The organism is Chitinophaga solisilvae, from assembly GCF_009928525.1.
GTDB classification, from domain to species: Bacteria; Bacteroidota; Bacteroidia; order Chitinophagales; family Chitinophagaceae; genus Chitinophaga; species Chitinophaga solisilvae.
Genome location: NZ_JAABOK010000011.1, coordinates 178,390 through 191,723 on the forward strand (window position 1 = coordinate 178,390; position 13,334 = coordinate 191,723).

Here is a 13,334-nt window from a genome sequence, read left to right on the forward strand (position 1 = left end):
CCGGGGCTTTTTTTGCTTGTGATACATATTTGATCGCTAACATAATAGCCTGTTTCATTGTCCTGCTCCGTCGTTGATGACACGCAGAATGTGCAGCTGGGTTTTACCTGCCGGCACTTCCCAGTCGATAATATCGCCGGTGCTGTAACCCAGCAGGGCGGTACCTATCGGAGACAGGATTGATAATTTCCCCTGCTGTATATTGCTGGCAGCAGGTAATACCAGTTTCACCTCCCGTACAGCACCGCTGCGTACATCTCTGAACTGCAGCAGGGAATTTACCTGTACTACATCTTCCGGTATTTTGTGTTTTCTGATAACCGCCCTCTCCAGCTCTTCCCGGAGCTTTTCCGTGCCGGGTGAATGATAGCAGAGGGTCTTTAAAATTTCGTAATCATGTTGGGATACAATAATCTGCTTCTTTTTCATGATAACAAGGGTTTTATCAGTTATTGACTGTCTGCCCCGGATAGAGGGCTACCCCATTGGAACGACCGTTATCCGGTGCATATATTTCTTCATATGATCGTATATCCGTTCTCGTTACTCTCCTATACATGGCGGCAGGATTAATTTTATCTGCAGCAGCATATCCACAGGCGCCCATCAGTTCCGCGAGCGCATAGATGGTATTGCGGTGGAAATTGGCTACACGTACGCGTTTGTCTTCCACATTCACGCCCTGGTACAGGGACGGGTCCTGTGTGGCTACGCCAACCGGGCAGCTGCCGCTGTCGCATTGCAAAGCCTGGATACAACCCAAAGCCAGCATCATGCCTCTGGCGCTGTAGCAGGCGTCTGCACCCAGTGCCAGTACTTTCATGATATCAAAGCCGGTAATAATTTTACCGCTGGCCATGATGCGGATATGTTCCTTCAGCTTATACTGTTTCAGCATATTCGCCACAAAAGCCAATGCGTCATAGAGGGGCATACCAATGGAATCCGTGAACTCCAGCGGAGCTGCACCGGTACCGCCTTCTGCACCGTCTACCGTAATAAAATCAGGATATATGCCGGTATTGATCATCGCCTGACAGATACGTTCAAATTCATCCTTGCGGCCCACGCACAGTTTGAAACCAACAGGCTTACCACCGGAAAGGTCGCGCAGCTGCTGCAGGAATACCAGCATTTCGTATTCATTGGAAAATGCAGTATGTCCTGCCGGAGATAATACGCTGATGCCGGGCTTCACTTTACGGATAGCCGCAATTTCAGGTGTATTCTTCGCTGCAGGCAGCACGCCTCCTTTACCCGGCTTGGCGCCCTGGCTCAGTTTCAGCTCCACCATCTTTACAGATGGTGCAGCAACTGCCGCGGTATATACTTCCGGAGAGAAGTTACCGTGTTCGTCACGGCAACCGAAATAACCGGTTCCGATCTGCCAGATCAGGTCACCACCATTCTCCAGGTGGTACGGACTGATACCTCCCTCTCCTGTATTATGTGCGAAATGCCCCAGTAGCGCACCGCCGTTGAGGGAAAGCACCGCCGTTTTACTCAGCGCACCGTAACTCATTGCGCTGATGTTGAGCAGGCTGGCATCATAAGGTTGTCTGCATTGTGTATTTCCAATGGTTACTCTCAGTGATTCAGGTTTTACCTTCAGCGGAAAGGCAGTATGCGCAGCCCATTCATAGCCCGGCTCGTACATGTTTTCCAGCGCACCGAAAGCAACGGTTTGTTTAACATCCTTTGCACGCTGATATACTACCGCACGCTGCCTTCTGTTGAAAGGGCGGCCGTCTGTGTCAGACTCAAAAAAATACTGGCGCATCTCCGGCCTGATCTGCTCCAGCATATAGCGTGCGCGCCCCAGCAGCGGGTAATTGCGCAGCAAAGCATGTTTGCGCTGCAGGCGGTCGTACAATGCAAGCACTGTAAGCCCTACTGCCAGCGGCAGTAAAATCCATCCTGATAAATAACCGCGATAAAGGCTAGCAGCCACACTTACATCCAGCAACAGGCATACAAAGTAAATTGCCCATCGTGCCATCCGATGATTCATAAAACTGTTTTTATAAGATTGTTTTGGAATAATGCAAATTGGATTCAACTACCTGTATAATAGATACACGTAAGTCATCCCCCGGTACAACTGTTACGATGCTATAAGTTGCCCGGGCTTAATTGTTGAAGTCTTTGGGACAGGATAAAAATGGCAGCAGGAAACCCACAGTACGCTTGCCGGTACAGGGATTGCTACAGAAGAATAATATGTTTGCTGCCTTAATCAATGTTGTCAGTTCTCTTGACACAAAGATAGGGCGTTTTATTCATATAAGCGTATCATTTCGTTAATTCCGCTGCTGTAAAGGGTTTCTGGCGACCGTTATATTGTTTTCTCACCTGCTGTATATCCGCAGCTGTTACTTTTCCTGCTTTATTATTCCAGGCGTTGCGTAAAAAGGTAAGCAATTCGGCAATGTCGCTGTCACTGAATTCGTCGCTGCCACCTATTCCGGGCATATCCCCGTTAATTTCCGGCGCCTTATATACTTTACCATGCACCTCTACCGGACCGGTAAGACCATATAACACCACGGCGGCCAGCGCCTGTTTGTTTCCGTTGACCCAGTTGCTTTCGTTGAGTGGCGGCGCCATAGCGGCGATGCCGTTACCATTTTTACCATGACAGGTCTGGCAGACGGTATTGAACACTTTATATCCCCGCGGATATTTCAGTTTCAGCGCATCCATTTTTGCAGCATTGGCCTGTCCATCCATATCTTTCAGCACCTGGCGCAGCTGCCGGTGTAATACCTGCGAGGTATCGGGGTTGAATGCCTCCAGCTGTTGCAGCAGAACGGCTTCGCGGTTGAAAGCATTATTGACCAGCGCAGCTGATACATAACGGTCACGGGCATACGTTTTCAACAGGGTTGTTTCCAGCCTGGCAGCAAGCATTTTATCCTGCCTGCTGATGGCAGGCAAGAGGTAGGCTACATACGGCGCCAGCAAAGGGTTTTGCAGCAGACTGCCGGCTGTGCCCAGCGTAGCACCATCCACGTCTTTATCAGGCAGACCAGACAATGCAGCCAGAGCCTGGGCTTTCAGGGCAATATCATCTCCCTTCAAAATACCGGCTATGTCTTCTTTATGTAACTGATGCAATCCTTCCAGCGTCCAGAGGGCATGTATCTGCACCACCGGCGACGTACTGTCCAGCAGTAAGCTGCGCAGCGCCGGCGCCAGCGCTGTCAGCTGCCTGTCAGTAATCAGCTGCTGCGCCTTATCACGTACCGCACCGGCAGGGTGTTGCAACATTTTCAGCAATCCGGCGGCGGTAGTATCCAACACTGTTTTTGCAGGATGTGATCCTTTGGGGACAATGCGGTAAATGCGGCCGCAGTTGAGCGGCCTGGTAAGCTCCCTCATTTTAATTTCATTCCTGAGGTAAGCCGTTATGTATGTTTTGTGCTGCAGTATGCCACGGTACATATCCGTGAAATACAGTGCGCCATCAGTGCCGTTGTATAGTCCGGTTGGCCGGAAACGTTCATCAGTGCTGGCCAGGAACTCCCGGCCCTGGTATGCCTGCCGGCCTTTCACGATATAGCCGCTGTCTGACAGGATATTCCGTTTTATCAGGTTAGCGGAAGGCTCAGCCACAAAGGCGTTGCCGGCATATTGCGCAGGCAGTAAGGCGCCGCGGTAAATAACAGGACCGCAGGCTGCCGTAAACTCCACCAGGCGCAGACTATCATTCAGGATACCTTTTATATACCCGCGGTTGACGCCGGTGGTAGGTCTTATCGGGTAAACATGATTATCCCTCACAATTTTCTGATCATATCCGGCCATGTTCTGCTGGTGGCTGTTCTTTCCGCCCAGTCCTGGCAGAAAGTAATCTCCCAGCAGGTTTTCAGAGTTATTATTATAGAAAAGGCGGCCTTTATCATCCTGTGTGATACCCCATTGTCCGCGGAAGACGGTAGGTTCCTTGATCCATTTACCGCCTGCTTTGCGATACCGGCGGTCTGATTTGGCATTGTAAATCCAGTTATCCATTGCCCGCAGCAGGCCATTCGGCTGGTGTTCTACATTACCGCCGGCAGCGTACTGTCCGTCTATCAGTGTTTTTCTGCCGGGCTTATCATGGTTGTTTTCATAACTCCATAATTCAGGTGGGGTAGCCACCAGCACTTCGTTGCCTACGAGGCATACCGCCCTGGGGAGTACCAGGGAGTCTAGGAAAACGGTGCGTTTGTCCATCACACCATCACCGGTAGTATCTTCCAGAATTACAATCTTTCCATCGGGAGCATCTTCTCCGGTACCGCTGGTATCGGGCATAAAGCCGGTCATTTCCACCACCCACATCCTGCCACGTTCGTCGAAGGTGGCTGCCACAGGAGCTACCACCATCGGTTCAGCCGCCACCAGCTGTACTTCCAGCCCATCTTCCACCTGCATATGTGTCATAGCCTGTTTCCCGTCATTTACCGGCGAGGAGGCGAACTGCTCCCTGATAGCCAGGGAATCTTGCTGCCGCTGGCTGTTGTACTGTCTGTTCTTCGTTTGTCCGCAGGCCACCATGACCAGGCCTATCCATAGTAAATTGCGCTTCATGATAACATGGAATTTTATCACTTTTCATTTGAAGATTTATAAGAACCACGGCTAAAATTCGAATCTCAAATGAAAAAATCTCAAATGAATTGAAAAATCCAAAATCCGAAAATTTCCCTTCTTACGCAAGGCCCCTGCTAAATAAAATAACTTATCTTCGTCGCTTCATTGCATACATTTTACGATTTATTTGCATTTATGGAACGCTTTCAGGGCTTAATAGGCATAGTCCTTATACTGGGTTTGGCCTTTTTATTTTCCAACAACAGGAGCAAGATTAATTACCGGTTGGTGTTGAGTGGGATTTTGTTGCAGGTGGTAATTGCACTGCTGGTATTTAAGGTTCCTCCTATAACCTGGTTTTTCCAGCAAGTAGGTCATGCTATGGGTAAGATAGAAGCCTTTGCCCGCCAGGGTGCTTCTTTTGTATATGGTGGTATCGGCGTGGCCCAGCCACCTACAGGTACAATTGCAGACTATGCCAGCGGTGGTTTTGTATTTGCCTTTAATGTAACCGCCACTATTATCCTCGTTTGTGTGCTGGTGGCTATTCTCTATCATTATGGTATTATGCAGCGGATTGTAGCTGTGATTGCACGGGCCATGAACGTGGTGATGCGTGTGAGCGGCGCCGAAGCGCTGAGTAATGTGGCCAGCGCCTTTGTGGGTCAGGTGGAAGCACAGGTAATGATACGCCCCTACCTCCCGTCTATGACCAAAAGTGAGCTGCTGGCTTCTATGAGCGGCAGCCTGGCATGTATCGCCGGTGGTATCCTGGTGGTATATGCCAACATGGGTTTCCAGGCAGGTATGGATATAGCGCCGTTCCTGATTACCGCCAGTCTGATGGCAGCTCCCGGCGCACTGGTGATTTCCAAAATTGTATTCCCGGAAACAGAGGAGAGCGCTACCATGGGCCGCGTGAAAATGGAGGTAAAAAGCAACTACACCAACGTTATTGACGCCATCTCCCATGGCGCCGGCGACGGTTTTAAGATAGCCATGAACGTTATTGCCATGCTGATCGGGTTTATTGCCCTTATTGCCCTGATAGACTGGTGCCTGATTCATATCGGGCATATTTTCAACCCAGACTTTAACCTGAGCCTGGATTGGATTTTCGGTAAACTTTTCATGCCGATGGCCTGGGCTATGGGTGTTCCCAAAGGAGATGTAAATAATGTGGCTACGCTGCTCGGGCAAAAACTCACCATCAATGAGTTTGTAGCTTTCAAAAGCCTTACCAGCCATACTGTTCCTATCGTCAGCAGCAAAGCGGTTACCATCGTAACAATCGCCATTGCGGGTTTCGCCAATTTCAGCAGCGTAGGCATGCAGATAGGCGGTATCGGGGAACTGGCTCCCGGCAGACGTACAGACCTTGCCAAACTGGGACTGAAGGCCCTGTTCTGTGGTACCCTTGCCAGCTATTTATCTGCCACCATTGCCGGTATACTGATTTAAAGAAAGATATAGATATACTCCGGTATAGTCCGGAAACAGGAAAGCCGCTCATGATGAGCGGCTTTCTTTATATACAGGCATTGTAATCACGAATTCTTTACAGGCTTTTTGCGCTGACGGTCTGAGACAGCTCTTGCTGCATGGCAGCCGGCGCTCCTTTGCCCGTTTCCTTATGCAATTGCCGGTAACCAGCTCCTGCTATAAAGAAAAGTATCTCTGCAATAAAAACGATAATGCAGATCTTCTTTTTCATCAATACCAATTGATTAGTATCCATATGAAACCGTTTTAATAAAAATAACGAATTTCACTGAAATATGAATGCATTATTACGAATTACGAATGATGAATGGCGTAAGAACAGCATGCAGCATCTCATGAAACAGATGCTTCATCCGCACAAATCTTCGCTCAACATTCGCAATTTGTAATTCGTAATTAAACTATTTACACATCCAGTCTCTTCAACAGACCCGCCTGTACGGCTTCCCAGGCTTGCAGCTGACCGTCTGTGTCCCAGTAATTCCTCAGCTCGGAACCGGCGAGGATTTTGGTAACAACGGCAGCGGCCTGGCCTCTGAGGCCTTTTGTGGCAATCAGATTCAGTGAATCCAGTGCGTCCAGCGGATCTTCCGGGAAGTCCTCACTGGCACGTCCCATTAATGCTGCTACCAGTTCAGCAGCTGCCAGTGCTTCTTCGCAATCTGAAGTTTCCAGTGTTTCGGTATTGTTCACGATACGTGCCAGGGTATCGGTTACCGCGCCACCATCTTTGTTTTCAATGATATCGAAAATCCAGTCCTGTGATCCTTCATTTTCAAAATTCCTGGTGCCCCATGCGCCCATAGTAATTACAGTTTTTTATTTTTTCAGAATAAAGAATAAAAATAACGACTCTCCTAACAACAACAAAACCCTTTCATCAGTTTAAACTTCTGAAATCTACCGGAACCAGCTTACTAACGCCCGGTTCCTGCATGGTAACGCCGTAAATAACGTCTACAGCGGCCATTGTCTGTTTGTTGTGCGTCACAATAATAAATTGTGAATTATCAGAAAATTTCCGGATCATATTGGTAAACTTACCCACATTGGCATCATCCAGCGGGGCGTCTACCTCATCCAGGATACAGAAAGGAGCCGGTTTGATCAGGTAGATGGCAAACAGGAGCGCGGTGGCGGTCAGTGTTTTCTCACCACCGGACAGCTGTGTGATAGCTGCCGGGCGCTTACCTTTCGGTTTCGCGATGATTTCAATACCGGTATCCGCGAGGTTTTCCGGGTCGCTCAGGATCATATCACACTGGTCTTCTTCGGTAAAGAGCGCCTTGAATACGCGGATAAAGTTTTCCTTTACCATATTGAAGGTATCCAGGAACTTCTGGTTAGCGGTAGTTTCTACCTCCTGGATGGTTGCCAGCAGGGAGTCCTTTGCATTTACCAGGTCTGTTTTCTGTTCCAGGATAAACTCATATCTTTTTTTCATTTCCTGGTAGGCCTCTATTGCGGTAGGGTTGATTTCTCCCATGTTCTCCATGCGCTTCTTGAGCCTTTCCGCACCAGCCTGCAGTTCGTCTACCGGTAATTCGGAGCTTCGCTGCTCATCGATGATTTCATCCAGGTTAACCTTGAACTCCACGCTGAGGCGTTCCTTCATGGAGGCTAGCTGCAGCTTCAGTTCATTGAGTTTATCTTTCACTGCATTCAGCTGCTGCTCGAGCTGTTCCCTGGCGCGCTGTTTGGTTCTCAGGGTAGTTTCCAGTTCCTGCAGGTGGTTCCTGAAGTTGTAGTATTCCTGGTCTTTTTCGTTGAGGGCCTTCTCCTCTTCTTCACGCTGGCGGAAGAGCTCCACGAGGCCGTCATCAGCGTGGCTGAGTTTTTCCACGGCCGCGGTGATATTGGCAACGGCATCTTCCAGCTGCGTTTTATTGCTGGTGATCTGTTGATGGAGATCCGCCAGTTGCTTGCGCTTGAATTCCAGTTCCTGCTTCAGGGCCTGCACCTTACTGTGCTGGCGGGTATGTTGCAGGTTCTGGTTATTGAACTGCACATTGGCCATATTGAACTGCTGCTCAGATTCCTGCGCGGTTCTGTCGGCCTCCGTAATGCTGTCCTGCAGCTCCCCTACCCGGTCGTTCAGGTTTTCCAGTTCTTCCCTCACCCCGGAGATGCTTTCCTGGTTAGTGGCCAGGGAAGTATGCATTTCCTCCAGCCGTTTGTCGCCGGCCTCAATGAGGTGGTGGAAATTCTCGATCCTGTTCTGCAGACCAAACAGCTGATTACTGAGCTGATTGATCTTCTCACGGGCAGCGTTGATATTATTTTCGTTGAGCTGGCTGTTATAGCCCAGTACTTCGTTGTGTTTGTCCTGGATCTGAATGCGGAGGCGGCCAACGATAGCTTCGAGGTCTTTGATTTCCACTTCCAGTTTTTCCAGGTTTTTGGCGCGGCCCAGTTTCTTGCCTTCAAATAAACCGACAGAACCGCCGGTGATATTGAATTTGCCACGGTGCATGCGGCCGGACTTCTCTACCAGGCAGATTTCATCGTCCGCTACCTGGCTGAATTCCAGGCGGGTAATGTCTTCTCCGATAAATACTTTACCCAGCAGGTGATATCCGAGACCTTTATATTTTTCTTCAATTTCCACCACATCCAGTGCCGGTATGGTGCCCGCAGGTGCAAGCAGGCCGTTGGCCGGCATTTTAAACTGATCGAGTATAAAGAAATTGGCTTTACCTTTTTTGTTCTCATCCAGCAGGCGGATGGCCTGTACAGCTTCCGCCACATTGTTCACCACATAGTAGTTGAGGAATGGCTCCAGCAGGTTTTCCACGCAGGTGCGGTATTCTTCCTTACAAAAGAATACGTCACTCAGAATGGGAGCGTTATTGTTCCAGTCAGGATTCTTTTTGAGGAACTTGATACTTTCGGGATAGCCTTCCAGACTGTCTACCAGTGATTTTAACAGGTCGAACTCATTCTTTTTGGAGTCCAGCGTCCTGTTTTCGTCTACCAGCTGATCGCGGAGACCTTCAATATCGGATTGGGTAGCCAGAATTTTGCCTTTGGTTTCTTCCTGGAAGCGTACCATTTCATCCAGGTCGTTTTTGCCGGTATTCAGTGTCTGCTGCAGGGCTTCCTTCTCTGTTTCCAGCTGGGCAATCTGCTGCTGGCGGCTGGCTTTTTCTTCCTGCAGTTGCTGAATGCTGCGCTGCAGGTTCTGAACGGAGGTATCCGCTACGGCTACTTTCTTTTCTGCCTCGAACTGCTGGCGCTGCCAGCGCTGCTGGTCATTGCGGAGGGTTTCGAGGGCGAGTTTCTTTTGCTGGAAGCGGTCCTTCTTCTCTTCCACCATTTCACGGAGGGTTTCCAGTTCATCTTCCATGGATTCAAACACCTCTGCCTCTTCCACCACCTGTTTTTCAGAGAACTCAATTGAGGTGGTAAGCCCCTGGAGTTGCCCCTCTGCATTGGCGAGGAAGTCGTTGATATTTTTTTCGCGTTCCCGCAGATAGGTCAGCTGCTGGGTAGCAAGGTTTTTATCGTTTTCTTTAGTCCGGATGGTAGCTACCAGTTCGTTGAATGATTTCTGGAGGGTCTGCAGTTCCCGTTCCTTGGCCACGAAATGGAGTTTATCTTCTTCCACGGCGGCTTCGGCGGTAGTAATTTCTGTTTCCAGCTGCAGTTTGCGGTCGCTTTCCTCCTGTTGTTTGTCAGACAGCTCCTTATAAGTGATGTTAAAGCCTTCCAGCGCGGCTTTAGCGAGTTCAATGCTTAAATCGCGGTATTCCTTTTTCACCTCATAGAAGCGTTCGGCCTTACGGGCCTGGCTTTCCAGGGTTTTCAGGTTATTATTGATTTCAAACAGGAGATCTTCGATGCGGTTTAGGTCACCTTCGGTAGCATCCAGCTTGGATTTAGCCTCCTTTTTACGGGTTTTGTAGATGGAGATACCGGCGGCCTGTTCCAGCATGCGCCGGCGGCTGTTTTCCTTATCCTTGATGATATCATCTACCATCCCCAGCTCAATGATGGCGTAGGAGTCCGTGCTGACACCGGTATCCATAAAGAGGTTATGGATATCCTTCAGGCGGCAGGCAACATCATTGAGGCGGTATTCGCTGTCGCCGTTCTTGTAGAATTTACGGGTGATGGTCACCGTAGTAAATTCCGTAGGAAGTACGTTTTTGGTGTTCTCGAAGGTAAGGCTAACCTCCGCCATGCCGCTGGCTGAGCGGGTCTTCGAGCCGTTAAATACCAGCCCTGCCTGATTGTCAGAACGCAGGTTGCTGATTTTATGCTCCCCGATAACCCAGCGAATGGAGTCGATAATATTACTTTTGCCGCAACCGTTTGGTCCAATAACCCCTGTAATGCCTTCGTCAAAGTTCAGAACAGTTTTATCAGCAAAACTTTTAAAGCCTTTAATTTCTAGTGTTTTTAAGCGCACGACTTACTCCGAGGTTTTTTTAAGGCGTCAAAGATATAATTTTACCTGAATGAAAAGGTAATTTAAGTGAGAACCCATAATATCCGTCAATTATTTATACACACCCTGGTGGTAAATAAATACCTAAGAACCATTCACTGAAAATCTAAACGACTGATTATAAATATAGTAAAAAACGTAGTTCGAATTTAACTCCCTGTGAGAAATTATAAATTTAACCGGGAATTTCCGGACCGGAAATGAAGCCTTCCCCGGTTGTCCCTACCGCTCCCGCATAGCAGTAGTTTATAGTAGATTGTGAAGGTTATCCGGGAAGCTATGTAGTTATGCCAACGATACTTATGCCACTATCCTGCGTAGCCCCGCCTCAAAATAATCTATCTATCCATGGTTAAGGCTTTATTCCTGTTGCTCCTCTCCTGTATTTTCATATCCGCTCATGCCCAGCGGGGCGGCGCTTCCGTGCATGGTCAGGTGGCGGACAGCCTTTCCCGTAAACCGGTCGAATTTGCCACCATTGTACTGATGCAGGCCCCGGAACGCAGACCGGTGGCGCAGGTACTGGCCGACGGGCAGGGTAACTTCAGCTTTACCGGAGTGCCCTATGGCTCCTACCAGGTAGGTATTACCATGCTGGGATACAGCCCCCGCATTATTGACACCTTTCAGGTAGACTCCACCCACCCCGCACATCAGCTGGGCGTGCGGTACCTCTCTAAAACCACCCAGCAGCTGGGAGGCGTTACCGTTACCGCCAAAAAACCGATGATAGAAATAAAAGACGAGAAGCTGATCTATAACGTGGAAAATGATATCGACAAGGACAATAGCTCCGCCTCCGACATCATGCGTAAAGTACCCATGCTGACAGTAGACCCCGATGGTAATATCAAACTGAAAGGACAGACCAACTTTAAAATATTGCTGAACGGCAGGGCCACCTCTATGATTGCCAACAACCCAAAAGAAGCCCTGAAAGCCTTTCCGGCAGCTATCATCAAAAAGATAGAAGTTATCTCCGAACCTTCCGCCAAATACGAAGCAGAAGGTATCGGTGGTATCATCAACATCATTACACAGAAAAATATTATCGGATATAACGGTAATGTATTCACGAATTACAATACGCTGGGCTCTTTTACCGGCGGCGGTTCCATCAGCGCCAGGGTCAGAAAATTCGGTATTTCTTCCTTTGTATCTACCAATAACAGCAGTATCCGCAGCAGCAGTGAATCAGGAATGGAAGGCCTGCTGCCCGGCAATAAAACCAACCTGCTCCAGCGTACTGATATGAAAGATAAAAGAGATAACCTGAACGGCAGTCTGGAACTCACTTATGATATTGACAGCAGTAACAGTATTACCCTGTATGGCGGCATCAACCAATCAAAAACAGGCAATGAAGCCCCCCAGGATCTTCAGCTCTTTGACAGCACCGGCACGCTGATAAAAAGAGGGATCTATGAAAGCATTACCAGCAGGCAGGAAAATATCTACAGTGTTGGGCTGGACTATCAGCTGAAATTCAGGAAACCGGAACATGAACTCTCTGTACAGTTTAACCAGAGCGGCTCCCGGGACAATAGTCTGGCTAACAACCTGCAACATAATATTCCGGGAACAGACAGCGCCTATGATAACCATAACAACAACACCTCTGCCAATACCAGCGTACAGGCAGATTACAACCTCCCCTTACCTCATGACCAGAAAATTGAAACCGGCGTCAGGGGAGTATTCCGCCGCGTAGAGAGCAGCTTTGCCCAGTATATCCGCAACAAGGAGCAGGAAATGATATTAAACCCGGAACGTGCTGACAGATACAACTCTACCCAGAACATCCTGGCTGCCTATGCCACCTATCGCTTTAAGATAGGCGAAAAGCTGAGTATCAAGCTGGGCGCGCGTCTGGAACATACCAACATGCAGGGAACCTTTGGCTCCACGCAATCCAGCGTCCGTTCTTCCTTTTACAACCTGATTCCTTCTGTCAACATTAACAAAACCCTGAAAGGCTTCAACTCCCTTTCGTTTGCGTATACCCGTCGTATACAACGCCCGTGGATAGAGAATCTGAACCCTTTTGTCAATGATAACGATCCTTACAATATTGTGTACGGCAACCCCGATCTCGGCCCTTCCGTTTTCGACAACTTCGGTCTTTCCTATAACCTCATCATTGATAAGCTCAATGTCAACATTGGTTATGACCTGCTTTTCAGCAACAACAACATCACCTCTATCACGCATTACGATACTACCCGGAAAAGCAGCGTTACTACCTATGACAACATCGGTAAAACCATGGCGAACGGACTTAACCTGAGCGTGAGCCTGCCTGTTACGCCCAAATGGAACCTGAGCGCCAATACCAGGATCAGTCATAATCAGTACAGATCGGACACCATCAGCAACAGCGGCTTTTTCGTCTCCGCTTATTTTATGTCTGATTATACCTTCAAGTATGATATCCGTCTGAGCGCACATATGTATTATTCCTCCGGAGCGCCTTCCCTGCAAGGCAGCAGCTCTTCCTATCTTGGCTATGGCCTCTCTGCCCGCAAGGACTTCTTCGACAAGAAGCTATCGCTCAGCATCAATGCAGATCAGCCTTTCCGGCCGAACCTGCGCTTCACTTCCGACACCCGCGACGACGCTTTCCGCAGAACATCCACGATCGTTTCACGTACCAACAACTACACTATTTCAATCAGCTGGCGCTTCGGAAGACTGCAACAGAGCGCTACCCGCAAAAAAGGGATAGACACGAATTATTAAAGAATTTTTAAGATTTCTTCTTCCGCAAACACAAGGATACCTTGCGTAAAATATTACCTTTGTG

General features: G+C 48.8%; 8 protein-coding genes. 2 read left to right on the forward strand and 6 right to left on the reverse strand.

The features are described from left to right. Positions 1-54: 54 nt before the first annotated feature. The 3 genes from GWG06_RS22175 to GWG06_RS22185 form a co-directional block, all read right to left on the reverse strand. Positions 55-429, reverse strand: a complete 375-nt coding sequence (locus tag GWG06_RS22175) for a GreA/GreB family elongation factor (protein ID WP_160716062.1) — start codon at positions 427-429, stop codon at positions 55-57. A 16-nt stretch (positions 430-445) separates the two neighbouring features. Next, on the reverse strand, positions 446-2,011 hold the full coding sequence (locus GWG06_RS22180) for an FMN-binding glutamate synthase family protein (RefSeq protein WP_202183091.1): 1,566 nt from the start codon (positions 2,009-2,011) through the stop codon (positions 446-448). A gap of 281 nt (positions 2,012-2,292) precedes the next feature. After that, positions 2,293-4,575, reverse strand: a complete 2,283-nt coding sequence (locus GWG06_RS22185) for a DUF7133 domain-containing protein (protein ID WP_160716064.1) — start codon at positions 4,573-4,575, stop codon at positions 2,293-2,295. Positions 4,576-4,773: 198 nt separating this feature from the next. Between GWG06_RS22185 and GWG06_RS22190 the strand changes: the two genes are divergently transcribed. After that, positions 4,774-6,039 (forward strand): NupC/NupG family nucleoside CNT transporter, encoded by a 1,266-nt coding sequence (locus tag GWG06_RS22190; RefSeq protein ID WP_160716066.1) that lies wholly within the window; start codon positions 4,774-4,776, stop codon positions 6,037-6,039. Between the two features lie 97 nt (positions 6,040-6,136). Here the strand turns inward: GWG06_RS22190 and GWG06_RS22195 are convergent, their stop codons facing one another. The 3 genes from GWG06_RS22195 to smc all read right to left on the reverse strand — a co-directional run bounded on the left by GWG06_RS22195 (position 6,137) and on the right by smc (position 10,492). After that, entirely contained in the window at positions 6,137-6,316 is a 180-nt protein-coding gene (locus GWG06_RS22195; RefSeq protein ID WP_127043187.1) for a hypothetical protein, read from the reverse strand. 170 nt (positions 6,317-6,486) lie between these two features. Continuing rightward, positions 6,487-6,885, reverse strand: coding sequence for a DUF4259 domain-containing protein (locus GWG06_RS22200; protein ID WP_127043189.1), 399 nt, complete (start codon positions 6,883-6,885; stop codon positions 6,487-6,489). Positions 6,886-6,961: 76 nt separating this feature from the next. Next, positions 6,962-10,492, reverse strand: coding sequence for a chromosome segregation protein SMC (smc, locus tag GWG06_RS22205; RefSeq protein WP_127043191.1), 3,531 nt, complete (start codon positions 10,490-10,492; stop codon positions 6,962-6,964). A gap of 387 nt (positions 10,493-10,879) precedes the next feature. Here smc and GWG06_RS22210 point away from each other — a divergent pair, with 387 nt between their 5' ends. After that, positions 10,880-13,270, forward strand: a complete 2,391-nt coding sequence (locus GWG06_RS22210; protein ID WP_160716068.1) for an outer membrane beta-barrel family protein — start codon at positions 10,880-10,882, stop codon at positions 13,268-13,270. Positions 13,271-13,334: the final 64 nt, after the last annotated feature.

What these genes read in the sequence shown, in the direction of transcription:
- GWG06_RS22175 (WP_160716062.1), bottom strand. Translation starts at nt 429, where the DNA reads ATGAAAAAGAAGCAGATTATTGTATCCCAACATGATTACGAAATTTTA.
- GWG06_RS22180 (WP_202183091.1), bottom strand. Translation starts at nt 2,011, where the DNA reads ATGAATCATCGGATGGCACGATGGGCAATTTACTTTGTATGCCTGTTG.
- GWG06_RS22185 (WP_160716064.1), bottom strand. Translation starts at nt 4,575, where the DNA reads ATGAAGCGCAATTTACTATGGATAGGCCTGGTCATGGTGGCCTGCGGA.
- GWG06_RS22190 (WP_160716066.1), top strand. Translation starts at nt 4,774, where the DNA reads ATGGAACGCTTTCAGGGCTTAATAGGCATAGTCCTTATACTGGGTTTG.
- GWG06_RS22195 (WP_127043187.1), bottom strand. Translation starts at nt 6,316, where the DNA reads ATGGATACTAATCAATTGGTATTGATGAAAAAGAAGATCTGCATTATC.
- GWG06_RS22200 (WP_127043189.1), bottom strand. Translation starts at nt 6,885, where the DNA reads ATGGGCGCATGGGGCACCAGGAATTTTGAAAATGAAGGATCACAGGAC.
- GWG06_RS22210 (WP_160716068.1), top strand. Translation starts at nt 10,880, where the DNA reads ATGGTTAAGGCTTTATTCCTGTTGCTCCTCTCCTGTATTTTCATATCC.